Annotated in this window: 17 protein-coding genes; all 17 read left to right on the forward strand. The window is 29.6% G+C overall.

Annotated features, from left to right (window positions below):
• The first annotated feature begins 10 nt into the window (after positions 1-10).
• The 17 genes from Q0997_RS01280 (at position 11) to Q0997_RS01360 (ending at position 20,771) form a co-directional block, all read left to right on the forward strand.
• Positions 11-1,699: a hypothetical protein gene (locus Q0997_RS01280; protein WP_299883649.1), complete on the forward strand. Its 1,689-nt coding sequence runs from the start codon at positions 11-13 to the stop codon at positions 1,697-1,699.
• Between the two features lie 13 nt (positions 1,700-1,712).
• Positions 1,713-2,780 carry a hypothetical protein gene (locus Q0997_RS01285; protein ID WP_299883651.1) on the forward strand — a complete coding sequence of 356 codons (1,068 nt, stop codon included), beginning with the start codon at positions 1,713-1,715 and terminating at the stop codon, positions 2,778-2,780.
• Positions 2,770-3,783 carry a dTDP-glucose 4,6-dehydratase gene (gene rfbB, locus Q0997_RS01290; protein ID WP_299883652.1) on the forward strand — a complete coding sequence of 338 codons (1,014 nt, stop codon included), beginning with the start codon at positions 2,770-2,772 and terminating at the stop codon, positions 3,781-3,783. The genes Q0997_RS01285 and rfbB overlap by 11 nt, the downstream gene beginning before the upstream one ends.
• The gene (gene rfbA, locus Q0997_RS01295) at positions 3,784-4,647 is read left to right on the forward strand and encodes a glucose-1-phosphate thymidylyltransferase RfbA (protein ID WP_299883654.1); all 864 of its coding nucleotides are present in this window, start codon (positions 3,784-3,786) and stop codon (positions 4,645-4,647) included. It begins immediately after the preceding gene.
• An 18-nt stretch (positions 4,648-4,665) separates the two neighbouring features.
• On the forward strand, positions 4,666-5,214 hold the full coding sequence (gene rfbC, locus Q0997_RS01300) for a dTDP-4-dehydrorhamnose 3,5-epimerase (RefSeq protein WP_299883656.1): 549 nt from the start codon (positions 4,666-4,668) through the stop codon (positions 5,212-5,214).
• The gene (rfbD, locus tag Q0997_RS01305) at positions 5,211-6,077 is read left to right on the forward strand and encodes a dTDP-4-dehydrorhamnose reductase (protein ID WP_299883658.1); all 867 of its coding nucleotides are present in this window, start codon (positions 5,211-5,213) and stop codon (positions 6,075-6,077) included. Before rfbC ends, rfbD begins: the two co-directional genes overlap by 4 nt.
• Entirely contained in the window at positions 6,070-7,326 is a 1,257-nt protein-coding gene (locus tag Q0997_RS01310; RefSeq protein WP_299883660.1) for a nucleotide sugar dehydrogenase, read from the forward strand. The genes rfbD and Q0997_RS01310 overlap by 8 nt, the downstream gene beginning before the upstream one ends.
• 177 nt (positions 7,327-7,503) lie before the next feature.
• Positions 7,504-8,628: a non-hydrolyzing UDP-N-acetylglucosamine 2-epimerase gene (wecB, locus tag Q0997_RS01315; RefSeq protein ID WP_299883663.1), complete on the forward strand. Its 1,125-nt coding sequence runs from the start codon at positions 7,504-7,506 to the stop codon at positions 8,626-8,628.
• 2 nt (positions 8,629-8,630) lie between these two features.
• Positions 8,631-9,836 (forward strand): UDP-N-acetyl-D-mannosamine dehydrogenase, encoded by a 1,206-nt coding sequence (gene wecC / locus Q0997_RS01320; protein WP_299883665.1) that lies wholly within the window; start codon positions 8,631-8,633, stop codon positions 9,834-9,836.
• 12 nt (positions 9,837-9,848) lie between these two features.
• Complete coding sequence (locus Q0997_RS01325) at positions 9,849-10,400, forward strand: hypothetical protein (protein ID WP_299883667.1); 552 nt, start codon at positions 9,849-9,851, stop codon at positions 10,398-10,400.
• Positions 10,401-10,413: 13 nt separating this feature from the next.
• Positions 10,414-11,871 (forward strand): MBOAT family O-acyltransferase, encoded by a 1,458-nt coding sequence (locus tag Q0997_RS01330; RefSeq protein WP_299883669.1) that lies wholly within the window; start codon positions 10,414-10,416, stop codon positions 11,869-11,871.
• 5 nt (positions 11,872-11,876) lie between these two features.
• Positions 11,877-13,526: a hypothetical protein gene (locus Q0997_RS01335; protein ID WP_299883671.1), complete on the forward strand. Its 1,650-nt coding sequence runs from the start codon at positions 11,877-11,879 to the stop codon at positions 13,524-13,526.
• 2 nt (positions 13,527-13,528) lie between these two features.
• Entirely contained in the window at positions 13,529-15,649 is a 2,121-nt protein-coding gene (locus Q0997_RS01340) for a bi-domain-containing oxidoreductase (protein WP_299883673.1), read from the forward strand.
• A gap of 87 nt (positions 15,650-15,736) precedes the next feature.
• On the forward strand, positions 15,737-17,113 hold the full coding sequence (locus Q0997_RS01345; protein WP_299883674.1) for a glycosyl hydrolase family 28-related protein: 1,377 nt from the start codon (positions 15,737-15,739) through the stop codon (positions 17,111-17,113).
• Positions 17,114-17,136: 23 nt separating this feature from the next.
• A complete protein-coding gene (locus tag Q0997_RS01350; protein ID WP_299883676.1) occupies positions 17,137-19,077 on the forward strand; it encodes an alginate lyase family protein in 1,941 nt (646 codons plus the stop codon).
• Positions 19,064-20,518: a hypothetical protein gene (locus Q0997_RS01355; RefSeq protein WP_299883678.1), complete on the forward strand. Its 1,455-nt coding sequence runs from the start codon at positions 19,064-19,066 to the stop codon at positions 20,516-20,518. The genes Q0997_RS01350 and Q0997_RS01355 overlap by 14 nt, the downstream gene beginning before the upstream one ends.
• Before the next feature lie 4 nt (positions 20,519-20,522).
• The gene (locus Q0997_RS01360; RefSeq protein ID WP_299883680.1) at positions 20,523-20,771 is read left to right on the forward strand and encodes a hypothetical protein; all 249 of its coding nucleotides are present in this window, start codon (positions 20,523-20,525) and stop codon (positions 20,769-20,771) included.
• Positions 20,772-20,779: the final 8 nt, after the last annotated feature.

Genomic DNA, 20,779 nt, shown 5'->3' on the forward strand with positions numbered 1-20,779 from the left:
AAGAGAGTAAATGAGTAATATAAAAAAACACGAAAGAACTAGGGCGCAAGAAAGTTCGAATGCTATTGAACGAATGTATATAACAATGCGACATTTATTCAATCGAGGCTTTTATAAACCAATGGGTATTTCTGGTGAAACTTTACGTGAAGCTCTTTTAGTTTTAAGACCAGAAATATACGGTTCTATTGCAGAAGAAAAAGCAGAATTAGAAGGCCTTTTATATGTGATAGATAGATTACCAATAGGTATAGAAGAATGTAGATTTATTAACCTTACAAGTGATGAAGGTTATGCTAATTCGCATTTTGAAGCTATAATTCCACCAAAGAGAAGACGTAATTGCTATAGAATTGATGATGAGCAAATGAATATTGAAATCACTCGCGGAAGGAGTGAAATTTATGATATTCTAACACACTTAACTTTTCTTTTTGTAGAGTCACATAAAATTAGCAAACGTGTTGTTATTAATGAAAATGGAGCGACTACAAGAGATTGGATAAAACTAGAGAATGCTGTACTTAACAAAAAGAAGTTAACACAAAAAGAACGCGAAATAGCAATTACTCATACGGCTAATATTCTTGGTAGAACATTCCAAGAATTGTCAGATGTATACCCTGTTTTTGCAACATCTAAACATCCAGAGCGACTATTGCATATTGTTTATTGGTTAGGTAAATTAGCTATTGATGAGGTTGTAAACAATAATAAAAGAACAGTTACTTTTAGCCCAGTATTAAGAGAAAGATTAGGACATCATATTCATGGAGAAATATGGTCTAATACTATAAAAGAGACTTTAAAAAAGAACAACTTACTATCTAGACCAATACATATCATTAGTGCTAATTTGCATAGTGTAATGAATACATTGTATGCGCCACAAGCTCTAAAAAGTTTGATAGCAAAAAAGGATGTATTTGAAGTGTATGAGGCCTTAAGTGGTTCTGAAAATGAAAGCCTACGCAATAAAGTAACACAAAAAGCGTTACAGCAAGGAATGATATATATCAAAGATACTTCAGGGACTAATATCAATGTCCAGATTTTTGATACAGCTAAGTTAGATTTAGATCAAACAGATTTAAATATTAATGATGCAAAAAACAAAAATGAAAAACCTGTGCTTTTTGTTATGGACTATGCTTTTGGAGAGCAGGCATATGAAACAATTGATGAACTATTAAAACCTTTCGGAAGCAATACAGATAAAACTCACCTTAATATTGAATCGATTTCAATAATGGGAAAAGCAGGAATTTTAGAAGGAGGAAAAGGGGATATTATGATTCCTTCTGCTCATATTTTTGAAGGCACAGCAGATAATTACCCGTTTAAAAATGAATTAAGTAAAACAGATTTAGAAGATCAAGGTGTTGATATTTATGAAGGTAGTATGATAACTGTTTTAGGAACCTCTCTTCAAAATAAGGATATATTAAAGTTCTTTTTCAATTCTACATGGAATGTTATTGGTTTAGAAATGGAAGGAGCACACTATCAAAAGGCAATTCAAGCTGCATCAAAAGTAAGAGGTAGTATTAACCCAGATGTAAAAGTAAGATATGCTTATTATGCAAGTGACAATCCATTAGAAACAGGAAGCACGCTTGCCTCAGGAGGTTTAGGAACATCTGGTGTAAGACCGACATATTTAATAACTAGAAAAATATTACAACAAATATTTAATTAACCATTTATATATTATGAGTAAAGAATTACCAAAAAATAATAATAACTCTGAAGAGGTAGATTTAATTGTGTTTTTTAACCTTATTGGTAATGCTATTAATAAAGTTTTAGTTTTTATTACTTCTGTTTTTAAAGCTCTTTTTTCTGTTATAATACGCACAATAAAAGTGTTTATTAATAATTGGAAAATTGTTTTAGGAACTATTTTAATAGCAGCAGCTTTAGGTTTTGGATTAGAAAAAACCAATCCTGTTACTTATACATCTGAAATGCTGGTTAGACCTTATTTTGATTCTAAATTTCAATTGGTAAATAATATTAATTTTTTTAATGCTCTTATTGCAAATAAAGATGAGCAAGCTCTAGATCGTATTTTTAATTCTGATAGCACTCCTAAAGTTGATGTTAAATCGATTAAAGGGTTTAGAATAGAACCTGGACCAGAAACCGAAAATGATAGAATATTACAGTATCAAGAGTTTACAACAAAACTTGATAGTATGGGACTATTAGAAGCGAACTATGATAAGTTTATAGAAAATAGGAGTATATATTCGGGTAGTTTATTTTTAATTACTGCCAGATCAAATAAAAAAGACATTTTTAGTAGATTGGATTTTGGTATTCATTCTGCATTTACAAATGAATTCTCAAGTTCAAAGAAAATTAAAGACTCTTTATTATATGATGTTCAAAGAAAAAATATTGAATCTAGCTTAGAGGAAGTAGAAAAACTTCAAGACATTTATATCAAAGTTCTTCAACAACAATCAGATATTCCAATGCAACCAGTAAAGTTTGGAGAGTTATTGGTAAGTAATGATAATCAAACAGATACAAAAGAATATCTTTTGCTTGATAAAGAATTAGATTTAAGAGATCAATTAAGAAGGCTAGAGGAAAAGAGAATTACTGAAGATGTTTTTGTAGATGTTATTTCCAATTTCCAACCTGTTGGAAATGTAGAATCTAGTTTATTTGAGAAGTATTCTTTAGTCTTTCCAGCATTAGCATTCGTTATATTATGCTTGTTCTATATCTTAAAAAGAATTGTCCTTTATGCTAAAAACTATGAAGACTAATACGTTCTTAGTTACTGGAGGAGCAGGCTTTATAGGGTCTAATTTTATTCCCTATTTTTTAGAAAGTAACAATATTAAGGTTGTTAATTTAGACAAACTAACATATGCCGGAGATGTTTCTAATTTGAATGAAGTTTCTAACAATTCTAATTACACTTTCATTCAAGGAGATATATGTAATAGAGAGTTGATAGAAGACCTTTTTAAAAAGTATAACTTTGATGGGGTTATTCATTTTGCAGCCGAATCTCATGTTGATAATTCAATTAAAAACCCAGGAGCTTTTATTGAGACTAATATTACAGGAACATTTAATCTTTTAGATACGGCCAAACAGTTTTGGATGGATGGACCAAATCAAGTAAAACAAGGTTTTGAACACGCTAGATTTCATCATATTTCTACAGATGAGGTATATGGAACTTTAGGAGAAACAGGTTTATTTAATGAGCGAACACCTTACGCTCCAAATAGTCCGTACAGTGCTTCTAAGGCCGCGTCAGATTTTATAGTACGCAGTTATTTTCATACTTATGGTATGAACGTAGTAACTACTAACTGCTCAAATAATTATGGGCCAAAACAACATAATGAAAAACTAATTCCTACCATTATAAGAAAAGCAATTTCTGGAGAAGCTATTCCTATTTATGGTGATGGTAAAAATATTAGAGATTGGTTATATGTATTAGACCATTGTAAAGGAATAGAATTAGTCTTTAAAACTGGTAAAGCAGGAGAAACGTACAACATAGGCGGTAGAAATGAAAAAGACAATTTGTATATTGTAAATACAATATGTGAGATTTTAGATGCTAAAATACCATCTAAAAACTCTTATAAAGATCAAATTACGTTTGTAAAAGACAGAGCAGGTCATGATTTTAGGTATGCAATAGATGCTTCTAAGATTGAAAATGAACTAAGATGGAAAGCAGATGAAAATTTTGAAACTGGGATAAAAAAAACCATAGATTGGTATTTAAATAAATACAAAAATTAAATGAAAGGTATAATATTGGCTGGAGGATCTGGAACAAGATTACATCCATTAACACTAGCAGTAAGTAAGCAACTAATGCCTATTTACGATAAGCCGATGATATATTACCCTTTATCAACACTTATGTGGTCTGGTATAAAAGACATCTTGATTATATCAACTCCTAAAGACTTACCTCTTTTTGAAGCTCTTTTAGGAGATGGAAAGAAATTTGGATGCAATTTTCAATATGCAGTTCAAGAAGCACCTAATGGCTTAGCAGAAGCATTCATTATTGGAGAAGATTTTATAGGAAAAGATAAAGTCGCATTAATTCTTGGAGATAATATTTTCTATGGTACAGGTTTAGAAAAATTATTACAGGCAAATAATAATCCTAATGGAGGAATTATTTATGCATATCATGTACACGATCCGGAACGTTATGGAGTTGCAGAGTTTGATAAAAATGGAAAAGTAATTTCAATTGAAGAGAAACCTGAAAATCCAAAATCTAATTATGCTGTTCCAGGCATATATTTTTATGATAACGACGTAATTGGTATTGCTAAAAATATAAAACCAAGCTATAGAGGAGAACTAGAAATAACAGATGTAAATAAGGAGTATTTAAAACGAGAAAAATTACAAGTTAGTGTTTTAGATAAAGGAACAGCTTGGCTAGATACAGGAACTTTTAATTCTCTTATGCAAGCTTCTCAATTTGTTCAAGTTATAGAAGAGAGACAGGGCTTAAAAATAGGAGCAATTGAAGAAGTTGCTTATAAAATGGGTTACATAAATAAAAAACAACTACAAGAACTCATAAAACCCTTAATTAAGAGCGGATATGGTAAGCACTTACTTAGTATTATTGAACATTAAAGTATAACTTTACAGATAATGGAAGCTTTAGAAACAAAACTTAAAGGATGCTTTATACTAGAACCGAATATTTTTAATGATAAAAGAGGTTATTTTTTTGAAAGCTTTAATCAAAAACTTTTTCAAGAGTTAACAGAAACACAAACTGTTTTTTTGCAAGATAACGAGTCCTTTTCTACTAAGGGTGTTTTAAGAGGCTTACATTATCAAACAGGATCTTACGCCCAAGCAAAATTAGTACGTGTTGTTTTAGGTAAAGTATTAGATGTTGCGGTAGATATTAGAAAAGACTCTAAAACATTTGGAAAACATGTTTCAGTTGAGTTATCAGCAGAAAACAAAAAACAACTATTTGTACCAAGAGGTTTTGCGCATGGGTTTATTGTATTAAGTGAAACAGCTATTTTTTCATATAAATGTGATAACTATTATAATAAAGCATCAGAAGCAGGTATTATATATAATGATTTAGATTTAAATATCGATTGGCAATTGCCAGAAAAGGAGCTTTTGGTTTCAGAAAAAGATATCATTCTACCAACATTTAAAAATGCTATTTTACCATGATGACTAATGTTTTAGTAACTGGAGGAAATGGACAACTAGCACGAACTATTAGGGAGTTCTTTCATAATAATAATGATAATATACAATTCACTTTTGTAAATAAACAAGAATTAGATATTACAGATCAATTAGCTATAAGTAAATATTTCTCTGAAAATAGTTTCAATTATTGTGTTAACTGTGCCGCCTATACAAATGTTGAGCTAGCAGAAGATTTTTCAGACAAAGCATTTCAAATAAATGCTGAAGCAGTTAAAAATATAGCTATAGCGTGTAAGAAAGAAAAGGTAGTATTAATACACATTTCAACAGATTATGTTTTTGATGGTAAAAAGAAAACACCATACCTTGAAACAGATAAAACAAATCCAATCAATGAGTATGGTAAATCAAAGTTAAAAGGAGAACAATATATTTCTGAAATATTGAAAGAGCATTTTATAATAAGAACGTCTTGGTTATATTCTTCTTATGGAAAGAATTTTGTTAAAACCATAATTAATAAAATTAATGAAAATGCCGATTTAAAAGTTACTACAGCAGAAACAGGAACACCAACGAGCTGTATAGATTTAGCTAAAGTTATTTATAATATAATAAAACTAAAAAATGTACCTTATACAATCTATCATTATAGTAACGAAGGTGAAGCTACTTGGTATGATTTTGCAAAAGAAATAGCAACGAATTTTAAAGATTATGATTTAGATAAAGTGTCGCAAGTAGCTTTTTTTAAAACAAAAGCTACTCGCCCAAAATATAGTGTTCTGTCTAAGAAAAAGCTTTTTGAAAACACTATTACTAACAATAACCATTGGAAAAAAGCACTAGAAAAGATAATTAAAATATTAAAAAATGAATAATAATATAGCTATAATAGGATTGGGTTACGTAGGCTTGCCGTTAGCTGTTGCCTTTTCAAAAAAAAATTTTAATGTTATAGGTTTCGATATTAATGAATCAAGAATAAAAGAACTTAAAAATAATAAAGACCACACTTTAGAAGTGTCATCAAAAGAATTAGAAGCTTCTAAAACATTACAATTCACCTGTTTTGTTGAAGACCTAAAACAAGCTAACATTTATATAGTAACCGTTCCAACACCAATTACAAAGCATAAATCGCCAGACTTGACACCAATAATTAGAGCAAGTGAAACAATTGCTAAAGTCTTAAAAAAAGGAGATACTGTAATATATGAGTCTACTGTTTATCCAGGATGTACAGAAGAGGTTTGTGCACCAATATTGGCAGAAAATAGTGGGCTTAAATTTAATAAAGATTTCTTCTGTGGATATTCACCAGAGCGTATTAATCCAGGAGATAAAAAGCGCACTATTACTAATATCATTAAAGTAACTTCTGGTAGTACTAAGGAAATAGCGACAAAAGTAGACAACTTATATAAATCAATAATTAAAGCAGGAACACATAAAACATCATCAATAAAAGTAGCAGAAGCAGCTAAAGTTATTGAAAACACTCAACGTGATTTAAACATTGCATTTATAAATGAGTTGGCTATTATTTTTGATAAGTTAGAAATAGATACAACTGAAGTATTAGCTGCTGCTGGAACAAAATGGAATTTTTTACCATTTACTCCAGGTTTAGTTGGAGGACATTGTATAGGTGTAGATCCTTACTATCTTACGCACAAAGCCGAATCTGTCGGTTATCATCCACAAGTAATACTAGCAGGAAGGAGAATAAACTCAAATATGGGCATGTTTGTAGCTAATAAATTAGTTAAACTGTTAGCAAATAATGGAAATGAAATTAAAGGAGCTAATGTTTTAATTCTTGGGATTACGTTTAAAGAAAACTGTCCCGATATTAGAAATACAGGTGTCATTAAGGTCATTGACGAATTAAAAGAATTTGGAATGCAAGTAGATGTTTATGACTCTTTTGCAGACAAAATAGAAGTTAAGAAAGAATATAATATTGATTTAATTCAAGAAATATCTAAAGATTATAAAGCTGTTATTTTAGCAGTAAAACATGATAACTTTAATAGTCTAGATTGGAAAAGTATAGTAACTAAAAATACTGTGGTATTCGATTTAAAAGGTTTTTTACCAGAAAATATAGTAACAGCAAGGCTTTAAAAAGTAAGAAAACTCACTTAAGATAGGTTTTAAATGGTAAAACACCGATTAAAAACACACTTTAATCGGCCAATCGTAAGTTTATTTTATATAAAATCAAAAAAATCTGTTTAAAAATACTACTTTTGCAGTCGCAAAAAGGCAGTATATTAACCAAATGTTTAGCCTCAGTAATTAATGAAAAAAAATCTTGTAATTTTCGGAACTAGACCTGAAGCTATTAAAATGGCTCCATTAGTTAAAGAATTTCTTAAAAATAAAAATGAATTTGAAACGAAAGTATGTATAACAGCTCAGCATAGAGAAATGTTAGATCAAGTTTTATCATTTTTTGAAATTAAACCAGATTACGATTTAGATTTAATGAAACCAAATCAAAATCTCTATAGTCTTACTGCAGATATTATAACGAATTTGAAACCTATTTTAGAAGAGTTTAAACCAGATTATGTATATGTTCATGGTGATACAACTACAACAATGGCGGCTAGTATAGCGTCATTTTATTCAGGAGCAAAAGTATGTCATGTAGAAGCCGGTTTAAGAACATTTAACAAACGCTCTCCATTTCCAGAAGAGGTAAATAGAAGTATAGCAGGAAGTATTTCAGATTATCATTTTGCTCCAACAACAACATCTAAGCAAAATTTACTAAATGAAAATATTTCCGAAAGTAATATTCTTGTTACAGGTAATACTGTCATTGATGCATTAGATTTTAGTTCAGATAAAGTTACTTCTTCTCAATACTCAGATAATGAGGTTGATGAATTGAAGAACATAGTTAATAACACAAAAAAACTAATATTAGTAACTGGTCATAGACGTGAAAATCATGGACAAGGTTTTATTAATATTTGTAGTGCATTAAAAGAAATTGCGGAGAAAAATAGTGACATTCAGATAATATATCCTGTTCATTTAAATCCAAATGTTCAAAAACCTGTCTATGAACTTTTAGCAGGCATTGAAAACGTAAAATTAATAAACCCTTTATCATATCCTGCATTTGTTTGGTTAATGAATAAATCTCATTTAATAATTACTGATAGCGGAGGCGTTCAAGAAGAAGCACCAAGTTTAGGGAAGCCAGTTTTAGTGATGCGCGATACTACTGAAAGACCCGAAGCAGTTGAGGCGGGAACTGTATTTTTAGTAGGAACAGATACAAATAAAATAGTAAACGAAACAAACAACTTATTAAACAACGAAGCAGCCTATTTAAAAATGAGCAAACTACACAACCCTTATGGTGATGGTACAGCTTGTAGTAAAATAGTAAATTTCATATCTAATTTATAAACATGAGTAATAAACCAAGTGTTGTAATGGTTGGCTTAGGCTATATTGGTCTGCCAACAGCAGCTTTAATAGCAAGTAAAAATATTAAAGTTACAGGTGTAGATATTCATCAACACGTAGTAGATACAATTAATAAAGGAGAAATACATATCATTGAGCCAGATTTAGATGGTTTAGTACACCATGTAGTTAAAGAAAACTATTTAAAAGCAAGTACAACTCCAGTTGAAGCAGATGTATATTTAATAGCGGTTCCAACCCCATTTAAAGGAGACCATGAACCAGATATTTCTTATGTAGAATCTGCCACTCGTGCTATTTTACCAACATTAAAAGAAGGCGCTTTAGTAATTATAGAGTCAACAAGCCCTGTTGGTACTACAGAAAAAATGGAAAAAGTTATTTTTTCTGAAAGACCAGAATTGAAAGGGAAAATATATATGGCTTATTGTCCTGAACGTGTTTTACCTGGAAATGTTATTCATGAGTTAGAACATAATGATAGAGCGATTGGAGGGATTAATGAAGCTTCTACAGAAAAGGCTGTATCATTTTATAGACATTTTGTAAAAGGCGATTTACATAAAACAAATGCCAAAACTGCAGAAATGTGTAAACTAGTAGAAAATTCATCTAGAGATGCACAAATTGCGTTTGCTAATGAGTTATCCATGATATGTGATGAGGCGGGAATTAATGTTTGGGAGCTAATAAGACTAGCTAATAAACATCCAAGAGTAAATATTTTACAACCTGGAACAGGTGTTGGTGGCCATTGTATTGCTGTAGATCCATGGTTTATTGTTAGTGAGTTTCCAGAGCAAGCGAAAATAATTCGTGCAGCAAGAGAAATCAATAATTACAAAACAGAATGGGTTATTGAAAAAATAAAAAACACAGCATTACAGTTTGAAATTGATAATGGTAAAAAGCCAAAAATCGCAGCAATGGGATTAGCGTTTAAACCAAACATTGATGATTTAAGAGAGTCTCCGGCACTAAATGTAGTAAAGGCTTTAAGTAACCAAAACATGAACATATTAGCAGTTGAGCCTAATATTGAATCACATAAAACACTAGAAATACATAAACCTAATGAAGCTATTGAGGCTTCAGATATTATTGTATATTTAGTGGCACATAACGAATTTAAAGCATTAGAATCTAGTAAAATAACATTAGACTTTTGTAATGTCACTAACCAATAAATTAAATAAAAAATGAAAAATATTTTATTAGCATTATTATTTATAGTTGTTTTATCTTGTAAAGAAGAAGCAAAAAAAGAAACAGTTGCCATAGATGAAACTAAAACAACTGAAAAAGTAGAAGAGGTAGTATCTGTAACATATCCTAATTTAGATAAAGCTCCTGTTGAACTTAACTATGTTTTTGAAAATGGTTTTGAATTTGCGCAAGGTATTAAAATAAATTATATAGCTATTAACCCAATTGAAGGTGATAGTTATAAAATTATTTATGGATTAGATTCTTCTACAGATCTTTCATTATTAGAATCACCGTTAAGAGTTTCTTCTAATTTTTATGCAGAATCACCATCTCTTTTTAAAGAAAAAATATATCAAGACAGAAAAGTGAGACAAATACCATCGGTATGCAAAGTATATAAACTAGATGATGAATATGTCTTAACGTATAATTTTAGCATAATACCTAAAAAGTTTAATCAAGTTAAATTCTACTTTTATAATGATAATGGTGTTATTAACGAAAAAATTTTAACGGTTAGAAATATAGAATTACCAAAATAAGTTAATTTTATAAATGATTTTTTCAACTTCACTTTTTCTACTGTTTTTTACAGTTGTATTTATAATATACTGGTTTGTATTAGGTCTGATAAAAGATGAAGACAAGAAGCTAAAAGCAAGAATTGTATTCTTGCTTTTAGCTTCTTATTACTTTTATATGTCATGGAATCCAATATTTATTCTATTAATATTATTTTCTACAGTTGTAGATTATTTTGCTGGAAAAAAAATAGATAGTAGCGATTCTCAAAGGCAAAAAAAGTTTTTTTTAATCTTAAGCCTAGTTACTAATTTAGGTTTTTTAGCATATTTTAAATACACCAACTTCTTTTTAGATACTATAAACAGTGTTTCTGGTTTAGTCTCAGATACTGGAACAAATTTCTTTTTAGATATTGTGTTACCAGTTGGTATTTCATTTTATACGTTTCAATCAATGTGTTATACTATTGATATATACTATGGTAAAATGAAACCTAGTAAAGATTTTTTCGAATTTGCATTATATGTTACATTCTTTCCACAGTTAGTAGCAGGACCAATTGTACGTGCAATAGATTTTATTCCTCAGCTAAAAGAAAATAGAGTATTTAATAAAGTTAACTTTCAGTTGGCTACTAACTATTTTCTATTGGGGTTGTTTAAAAAAGTAGTAATTGCAGATAATATAGCGCCAATTTCAGATGCTTTGTTTGCTGCACCAGAGCAGTTTGGCACCATTGCAACTTGGATTGGAGTAATGGCTTATAGTATACAGATTTATTGTGATTTTTCTGGGTATTCAGATATGGCTATTGGTGTTGCGGCATTATTAGGGTTTAAATTAATGGAAAACTTTAATATGCCATATGGCTCTACTAGTATAACAGAGTTTTGGCGAAAGTGGCACATAAGTTTATCATCTTGGCTAAGAGATTATTTATTTATACCGTTAGGTGGAAGTCGTGTATCTAAAAAAATATTCTATTATAGAAACTTAATGTTAACAATGCTTTTAGGAGGTTTGTGGCATGGTGCTAGTTGGAATTTTGTAGCCTGGGGTGGATTACACGGTTTAGCGCTAATAGTTCATAAACTATATAAAACTAAATATTCAGATAATTATACATTTTCTAAACCAGTAAAGAGATTATATACTACATTTTCGTGGTTGTTTACTATGGTTTTTGTAATGGTAACTTGGGTGTTTTTTAGAGCGCAAACTTTTGGTGCTGCTGCGCAAGTATTAAATAATATGTTTACGTTTAAAGGAGATGTAAACTATACAATACCGTTAGGTTTTATCATCCTTTTTGCTATAACCTTTATAGGTCACATATTTGGAGAAAAGTATTTTTATAAAGTTGAAGATGACCAAAAACACATCTTTAAAAATCCATATTTTCAAGGTGCTTTATTTGGAGTAGCAATATTTGTTGTTTTACTTTTTGGTAGCGACGATAATCAAGCATTTATTTATTTTCAATTTTAATAAAAATGAAACCAATAAAAAATAATCAAAAACTATTTCTAATCCAAACAGGGTTAGCAATTTTGTGTTTTGTTGTATTAGCATTCGTTACCAAAAAAACATTTTATAGTAGCCCCAAAGTAAACTCTTATTTATCTATTAATGAAGGTGTTAAAGAAATGGCAGAATCAACAAGTGCTTTGTTAGATTCTTTAATTGAAAAAAACGATGTAACTTTTGACCCCACTAGTGGAAAAGAATTAGAGAAAGTGTTTTCTAATTTAAAGCAAACCAAAAAGGAAAAATTTTTAATGATAGGTTCTTCTCAATTAAGGGTAGTTAAAGGAGAAAATGATTTGATTTCATACGATAAAACTGTACCAAACCTTGTTGAAAACCTACTAAAAAATAAAATTCAGGCTTATAACCTTTCTTTAGGAGGTATGAGTATTTCTGAGAAATTAATAGTTAGCAATAAGGCCTCAGACCTTCTAAACCCTGAAAATGTATTAATTGCAGTAACACCATGGGACTGTATAGCAGATAAAATTAGACCAGGTGTAACAGCAATTGAAAGTAAAGTCTTTTCTAAACAAGAAATAGAGCCTACAAAAATTACGAAAAGAAAAAAAGGTGAAACATTAGTTTTTCCATTAAATATAAATGAAAGTATAAGTAATAACTTGGAAGAGTTTGTTTCCAATAATATTACAATTTATGCAAAAAGAACAGGTATAAAAGAATGGATGTTTGATGAGGTGGTTTTAGCATCAATTTCTGAAAAAGAGATGCAAGAAAAAGAGAATGCTGGAATTGAACCTAAAGCAGATTATTGGTTAACTTTCAAACAAGATTTAGATAATATTACTGCTTGGGATAAAAATGAATTTAAAACAGGATCTCGTTCTTTAAAAATTGTAAATTCTAAAAAGAACTCTGCTAAATGGGAAGGAGATATTATTTATTTAAACAAACACACTAACACCTTCATTTTTGAAGGATGGAGTAAAACAGATAGTGTTTCTAGTGATACAAAATTACTAGCTATAGATCACGAAATTACTTTTACGGATAATAGTACACAATGGTATTATAAAAAATTACGATTTAATAAAGGGACACATGACTGGCAAAAAGTAAGCACAAAAATAGTATTTGATAAACCTGTTAAATCTATAAAACCTCATTTGTTATTTTATGGAGGAACTGGAACAGTTTGGTTTGATGATATCTCTATTTATCCAATTATCGATGAAAAAAAAGAAAATAATATTGTGCCTAATCCAAGTGCAGAAGCTTTTTCTAGAGAACGTTTAAACGTATCATATTCATATAATGCTTCACGATGGGAAATTATAGAAAATAATATAATTTCTGTAATTGATCATTTAGCATTAAGTAAATCAAAAAATAAATATTTGTTATTAACACCATTTTGGTATACTCCTAAAAAATCAGCATATCCCCAAAAAGAACAATATGCGAGTTTAGTGAAAAAGATAAAAGCTTATTGTAAATCAAAAAAAGTAAAATGTATAGATGCTTCATTTATATTGAATAAGGATAACTTTGGTATATATACTAATGGAAAAAATAAAGACAAAATAGACGTTTTACATTTTAATGCTCAAGCTCACGAAAAATTAGCGAAATACGTTATAAAAAATTTAAATTAAAGATGTTACAAGCCATAATAAAAAAAGGAAAAGTAGTTGCTGAAGAAGTTTCAGCACCAATCTTATCAGCAGGAGAAGTATTAATTAGTGTGTCACACAGTTGTATTTCTGCAGGAACAGAACTAAAGAGTGTTGGTAATAGTGGAGAAAACCTTTTAATGCGTGCTATTAAGCAACCAGATAACCTTAAAAAGGTTATTGCAATGGCAAAATCTCAAGGTATTTCTAGAGCGTTTTCTAAAGTACAACAAAAAGTAAAATATGGTACACCAACAGGGTATTCTAATTCAGGAATTGTAATAGCAGTAGGTGAAGGTGTTTCAAACTTTCAAGTTGGAGATAAAGTTGCAGCAGCTGGAGCTGGGATTGCAAATCATGCAGAATTTGTAGTTGTACCACAAAACTTAGTAATGAAAGTACCAGAAGGACTAGATTTAAAACTAGCTTCTACAGTAACTTTGGGTGGTATTGCGTTGCAAGGTGTGCGCAGAGCAGATTTAAGATTGGGTGAATATGCTGTGGTTATTGGTGCCGGAATTTTAGGTTTATTAACGGTTCAATACTTAAAAAATTCTGGTGTTCGTACTATTGTAACGGATATTAATGATGATAGATTAAAAATTGCAGAAGAACTAGGAGCAGATTTAGTTATAAATCCAACTAAAGGAGACGTTGTAAAAACGGTTACTAGTTATACAGGAGGATATGGTGCAGACGCTGTAATATTTACAGCAGCAACAGGAAGTAGCGAACCGTTATCTGAAGCATTTAAAGCTTGTAAGAAAAAAGGTCGTGTTATATTGGTTGGTGTTTCTGGAATGGAAATTAAACGTGAAGATATTTACCAAAAAGAATTAGATTTCTTAGTATCTACATCTTATGGTCCTGGGCGTTATGATAGAAGTTATGAAGATAAAGGTAACGATTATCCATACGCTTATGTTCGCTGGACAGAAAACCGAAACATGACAGAGTATTTAAAGATGCTTAAAGAAGGTAAGGTTAATTTAGAGCCATTAATAAACAAAGTATACCCAATAGAGCAAGTAGAAGAAGCTTATGCTTCTCTACAAAGCCCAGAAAAACCAATTATAGTATTATTATCTTATGATACTACTAGTGAAGTCCCGACAGATAATAAGGTTGCCGTAAACACTAATTATACAAAACCAAACTCGGCTTTAAACGTTGCACTTGTTGGCGCAGGAAGTTTTGCAACTGCAATGCACCTACCTAACATGCAAAAAATGAAGGATAAGTATGCCTTATATGCTGTAGTAAATAGAACTGGACATAAAAGTAAAACGGTTGCAACGCATTTTGATGCTAAATACACGACTTCAGATATTAATGATGTTCTTGTAGATGACAATGTCGATTTAGTTTTTGTTACTACACAACATAAAGATCATGCATCATTAGTATTACAATCTTTACAAGCTGGAAAACATGTTTTCGTTGAAAAACCTTTAGCAACAACACAAGATGATTTAGATAAAATCATTGCATTTTATAATGATGATAATATTACTAAAAAACCAATGCTATTAACCGGTTTTAATAGACGTTTTAGTAAATATGCACAAGAAATTAAAACGCATACAGACAATCGTACTAACCCATTGTATGTTAGTTATAGAATTAATGCAGGTTTTAGGCCAGCAACAGATGCTTTACATGAACATGGTGGGCGTGTTGTGGGTGAAGTATGTCATTTTATAGATTTAATTTCATTTCTTACAGATTCTAGTATTGTATCTGTTAGCGTTGAAAAACTTAGCCCCAAAAACAGTCAAATTAGAGCAGACGACAATGTGTCTATTCTTTTAAAATATAAAGATGGTTCTGTAGGGAATTTACAATACTTTGCAGTTGGAAATAAAGGCTACCAAAAGGAGAATTTAGAAGTACATTATGATGAGAATACCATTATTATGGATGACTTTACTAAACTTACAGGTTATGGTGTAAAAGTAAAAGACATTAATTCTAAAACTCCTGAAAAAGGACAATACGAAGAGTTAATTCATTTTTATGATGCGATTGCAAATAACAAATGGGCAATAGATTTTGCTAGTATGGTAGAAACAACGCAGGCAACATTTTTGATTCAGGATAATTAACATAAATAGTTTAAAAACTAAGAACTAAATGTTATAACTTTCTAATTATTTTTTTCGATAAAAGGAATTAAATAAATTTCAATTATAATGGTAACAGTTGAAAGCTTATTAGAATTATATAATTATGCTCCAAATCCTGGAGAGATGGTTTATGTTAAAGGTTTTTGGGACAAAAACGACGGCGGTGGAGGTTTTTTTATCTTTGATGAAGAATCTACCTTAAATCCTTTTTTTAATGATGCTAGTTACTTTAAAATAGGATTTAATGTAAATTACGATGGAATGGTATGTAAGTCCATTAGTTCAACCACAGGGAGATGGATTAGACAGTGGGATAGAGGAAAGTTGAATCTACGTTGGTTTGGTGCGGTTCCTGATTGGGCTCCAGTCAAAGACACGTCAAAAGCATTAAATGCTGCTTTGGAATATGCTCAGTTTACCTCTAAATCAGATTCTAGTGCAACAATATTTGATAATTATTTATACACAAGACCAGGTAAAACAATTTTTATTCCAACAGGTAGATATAAATTTCATTCAGCAATAAGCTCAATCTATTATGGTGTTGTAATTGAAGGCGAAGGAAATATGGGAACCTCTTCTCATGGAACAAGACTTCTTATTCTTCATGAATATACTAAAGATGATGAAGCCATTACAGGAGAGGAAAGAGACCATTATGGGTTTTTTAGATATTATGCAAATATGGCTAATAATTCTGGAGGAGGAATTAAGAATTTAACTATTGATATAGCGTCAAATTATAATTCAAATGTAATATTATTAGTTTCAAAAGATAAGATAACACCATCCCAAAAAAAACCTGAAGATAAAAACGCTTTAAATTATAATTCTGCGGTTTCTAAATGGAAAGCTGAGAATATCGTTTTAAGTATGAGAGGAAAAGCTTTAAGAGCCATTTATATGAGAAGCTATCAAGAAGAAGGAGTTTTACCATGGAGAATTCGAGACACATCTATTATTAATTGTTGGTTTGCTGGAGCAAGTATAGAAGGTCAAACAGTTTCGGCCTGCAATGCGTCTGGATTACAAATTGTAGGCGGTTTTTTTTCGTCTGGATTAGGAGTAGGAATTAATCCTATTCAACCAGGTCTTTTTTTATGGGGAAAACATGGTTGTGCAAATGTTCACTTAAATGGACTTGATTTAACTTATGGATATATTAAGATTCATAAAAAAAGTACGCTTATTAATGTTAATTGTAGATTTGGCATGCTATTAATTTATAATAGAGAAGATAAATCACATAAAGACCTTAGAGTAACTAAATATTATACTTTAAACCTTGAAGGTAACACAAGCAAGATACCTAATACCTCACAGAATTTGAATTCTCAAGAAGGTTATTTATCTTATAGGAATACTGGAGAGATAGAAAATGATATACTAAGTAATCAAGATAATTTAAACGATTCTAAAGCAACTGGAAGTTGGTTAAGTTAGAATAAATTTGTTCCAAATTTTAAATGAATATTAAAACCATTTTATCTAAACCCATTCCAGTAGTCTGGTATCGTTTTAAGCAATTACTAAAGCTTAAATATTATTATAAAACCCAATTCTGGTCTAAGATTGAAACGCAAATAGCTAATAAAGTTTCTAGGACAGAGATATGTATTTCTAAAAGCAATTTGTTTCATGATGGTTTTAAAGGTTATAATGAATCAACTCTAGAATTAAATAATACTACGATAGAAAACGCAAATCGTATCTTAGAAGGCAAGATTTTTGTTTTTGATGTTGAATATAAATTTACATTTCCATTACAATGGAATGTAGATTGGAGAGCTAATGAAACGTGGGATAATAAGTATTTTAAAGGCTATAGCTTTTATAAACCTAATAAAGAAAAAGAATATGATGTGAAATTCCCATGGGAATTATCTAGGCTTAGTTTTTTAATTACTGTAGCTAGAGCCTATTTAATTAGCAATGAAGAAAAGTATATAGATTTTGTTTACTCTACACTAAAAAATTGGAAGGATCAAAATCCAATAGCCTACTCTGTAAATTGGTATCCAATGGAAGTTGCTGTGCGTACAGTAAATTTAATACAATTAAGAGAGCTATTATTAGTTGCTCCAAAAGCAGACAAAACCATTAATTTATTAAATGAAGTGCTATTACTTCAAGGTGTTTTTTTATGGAGAACTGTTGAATATACAGATGTTCGTGGCAACCATTATGCAGCCAATTTAACCGCATTACATTTATTAGGAAAGGTGTTTAAAAACTTTTATAAAGAAGCTAAACAATGGTATAATTACGCTATTGCTAAAACGGAAGAAGAATTCCATTTACAGTTTTTAAAAGATGGTGTTAATTTCGAAAAATCTATACCATATCATAGACTAGTTGTTGAGCTATTTTTCGCATCGTTTTTAGTAATGAAACGTAGTGGAATAAAACTAAAACCAGTAACTTTAACTATTTTTAAAAAAGCCAGTAACTTTATCAAAGGCGTAACAAAACCTAATTTACTAACGCCAATTATTGGTGATAATGATAGTGCTTCGGTGTTTCAAAATGATAATGTGACGCTTAATAATCACTCTAACATGTTACAGTTAGCTAGTTTGTTTTTAGAAGATGAGAATTTAAATATTTCAGATGAAGTTTTTTATTCTTCAGTTGAATGTTTCGGAATAAATTCAGTAAAAAGCAATATTGAAAAGGTATTTCAATTCAATTATTTTAAAAAAGGCGGCTTTATTTCAGCTAAAACAAATACCGATTATTTTATAACAGATTATGGAGAAGTAGGTATGAATGGTAAAGGAGGTCATGGACATAACGATTTATTTAGTTTTGAACTCATGTTAGACAACCAAGATATTATTGTAGATCCTGGCTGCTATACTTACACAGGAAACCTAGAACTTAAAAGCGAGATGAAGTCCTCATTATATCACAACAGTTTAGTTGTTGATAATAAGGAAATTGCTCCTCAGATTGGAGAATGGGGAATTAGTAATATTGCACAACCAGAATATATAACTTGTGATGAAAAAGAAGATATTGTTATAATTTCTGGAGAACATAATGGTTATAAAAGATTGGAAAAACCAGTAAAACATAAACGTACTTTTTCTGTCGCAAAAGACTTTAGTATAATACTTTGTGAAGATGAGGTATATTGTAACACAAAACATGAAATTACAAGAAGTTTACATTTTGCAGAAAATACTGATTTAGAAATTAAAAATAATGGTATTGTTGTAAATGTACAGAACAAGGAATATCTTATTACTTTTGACAAAACAACAACAGTAGCTATATCAAATTATTATTTAAGCCAAAATTATGGGGCCAAAATAAAAGTAAAAAAAGCAGTTTTGAAAACGAATATTACTAAAGATTCATCATTATTCTTTAATATTAAAAAAACAATAAATGAACAAACTTAGCTTAGACGTATTTTTTAGTTCATTCTTTGCTTTTTTAGCTGTTGCTTTTAATTTTTGGTTAATTAAAGAAGCAGAGTTGGTTTTTTCTGCAGTTTTATTAAGTGTTTTTTTATTAATAAGACGTATAGCGCCTACTTTTTCTAATTTAAGCCAATTAGGGTGTTCTCAAGCTTTAATAAGGTTCTCAAGTATTAATAAAGATGATAAAGAAAAAGTTAAAATATATTTTTTTATATCTATAATGCTTTGGCTGTTGAGTGTTAGTGTTTTATGTTTAGTGTATTTGTTTTTTAAAGATACCATTAGTAAACTCCTTTTGCCAGAAATTAAAAATGCAAATGAATATCTATATTTCACGTTTATTTATATAGCAGTATTACATTTAAGCTATTTAATACTACCCTATTTTCTTAATTTAAGACGTATACTCCTATATAATATAATAAGTGTACTTAATGCGAGTGTAATTTTGCTTATTGTCTTTTATTTAATAAAAGATAAAGGCAATTTGATTACTATTCTAAAAACAGCTCTATACATAATGGGTGTTTTACAAATAAGTTGTTTAGTGTACATAATTTTTAAGCTTCAACTCTATAAATTACCTAGTAAGCTTGCAGTTAAAAAAGAAGGAAGTCAGTTTATGCTATATGGATTACCTAGATCTGTTATGACTTTTTTAGATATGTTTTTACTTACAATAGGATCATTACTAATTAAAAATGATAAAGAAATTGTTGGTTCTTTTTTAATAGCCATAACATTATCTAGAGTTATTCTTATTGTTTTACAGCCTTTATCATTACTGTCATCAATAATTGTTGGTCATAGTAAAGATGATGATAAACATAAAAAAACATTAAATTTAATGTTTGGAGGCATACTTTACTCAAGTGTTATTGTTATTATTCTCTTATATAACTGGATTGAAACCTTAATTAGCTATTGGCTTACAAAACCAGAAACAATTGCAGATGTTGTTATTATTTTTAGAATTTTAGTTTTTGGTTTAATACCATATTGTATGTTTCAAGGTTTAAAAGGAATAATTGAAATTAGATTTTTTAAACCACTAAATTTATTTTCATTAATTATTGGCCTTATTGTTCACGTCATAGCTTACTTTATATTAAATCAGTTTTATTCTATTTTAATAGCTCTATCTGCTTCACTAATGTTTGCTTTTATTGTTATGGGGTTAATGTCTTTGTATTGGTGTAGAAAAGAGTTTAACTCATTAAAATATTTTAAGTTTACATATCTAGTTTTAATATCTGTAATTTTATTTATAATAAATTACTACATTAATAAAGTTTATCCAGATTTTATAGGCCTTATAGTGTCTACACTAATAACAGGAATAGGTTTTTTAGGATTTGTTTTTTTAAGTAAAAGTGAATTTACAAATGATGTGTTTAAAACGTTTAAATTAAGAAAATGACATTATGAAAAAATGTATTTTAAGCGTATTTTTAAGCTTACTATTATTCGCTTGCCCAACCGATGAGAATGATATAAACGAAGAAGAAGCTTTATTTCTTAATATTGAAATAATTTCAAGTATTTCACAAATGACAGGATATGCTCCATTTTATAATGTAAATCAAGATGATAGCTTTAATAATTATGTTTTAGAACAAAACTACTTATTAAATAACCCTTTAAAAATAATAAAACTTCAACCAGGACAATAATAAATATT

Origin of the sequence: uncultured Lacinutrix sp. (genome assembly GCF_947500325.1) — a bacterium.
Classification (GTDB): Bacteria; Bacteroidota; Bacteroidia; order Flavobacteriales; family Flavobacteriaceae; genus Lacinutrix.

Bases quoted from the DNA above. Each gene is read 5' to 3' on its own strand.
- Q0997_RS01280 (WP_299883649.1), top strand. From the start codon at position 11: ATGAGTAATATAAAAAAACACGAAAGAACTAGGGCGCAAGAAAGTTCG.
- Q0997_RS01285 (WP_299883651.1), top strand. From the start codon at position 1,713: ATGAGTAAAGAATTACCAAAAAATAATAATAACTCTGAAGAGGTAGAT.
- rfbB (WP_299883652.1), top strand. From the start codon at position 2,770: ATGAAGACTAATACGTTCTTAGTTACTGGAGGAGCAGGCTTTATAGGG.
- rfbA (WP_299883654.1), top strand. From the start codon at position 3,784: ATGAAAGGTATAATATTGGCTGGAGGATCTGGAACAAGATTACATCCA.
- rfbC (WP_299883656.1), top strand. From the start codon at position 4,666: ATGGAAGCTTTAGAAACAAAACTTAAAGGATGCTTTATACTAGAACCG.
- rfbD (WP_299883658.1), top strand. From the start codon at position 5,211: ATGATGACTAATGTTTTAGTAACTGGAGGAAATGGACAACTAGCACGA.
- Q0997_RS01310 (WP_299883660.1), top strand. From the start codon at position 6,070: ATGAATAATAATATAGCTATAATAGGATTGGGTTACGTAGGCTTGCCG.
- wecB (WP_299883663.1), top strand. From the start codon at position 7,504: ATGAAAAAAAATCTTGTAATTTTCGGAACTAGACCTGAAGCTATTAAA.
- wecC (WP_299883665.1), top strand. From the start codon at position 8,631: ATGAGTAATAAACCAAGTGTTGTAATGGTTGGCTTAGGCTATATTGGT.
- Q0997_RS01325 (WP_299883667.1), top strand. From the start codon at position 9,849: ATGAAAAATATTTTATTAGCATTATTATTTATAGTTGTTTTATCTTGT.
- Q0997_RS01330 (WP_299883669.1), top strand. From the start codon at position 10,414: ATGATTTTTTCAACTTCACTTTTTCTACTGTTTTTTACAGTTGTATTT.
- Q0997_RS01335 (WP_299883671.1), top strand. From the start codon at position 11,877: ATGAAACCAATAAAAAATAATCAAAAACTATTTCTAATCCAAACAGGG.
- Q0997_RS01340 (WP_299883673.1), top strand. From the start codon at position 13,529: ATGTTACAAGCCATAATAAAAAAAGGAAAAGTAGTTGCTGAAGAAGTT.
- Q0997_RS01345 (WP_299883674.1), top strand. From the start codon at position 15,737: ATGGTAACAGTTGAAAGCTTATTAGAATTATATAATTATGCTCCAAAT.
- Q0997_RS01350 (WP_299883676.1), top strand. From the start codon at position 17,137: ATGAATATTAAAACCATTTTATCTAAACCCATTCCAGTAGTCTGGTAT.
- Q0997_RS01355 (WP_299883678.1), top strand. From the start codon at position 19,064: ATGAACAAACTTAGCTTAGACGTATTTTTTAGTTCATTCTTTGCTTTT.
- Q0997_RS01360 (WP_299883680.1), top strand. From the start codon at position 20,523: ATGAAAAAATGTATTTTAAGCGTATTTTTAAGCTTACTATTATTCGCT.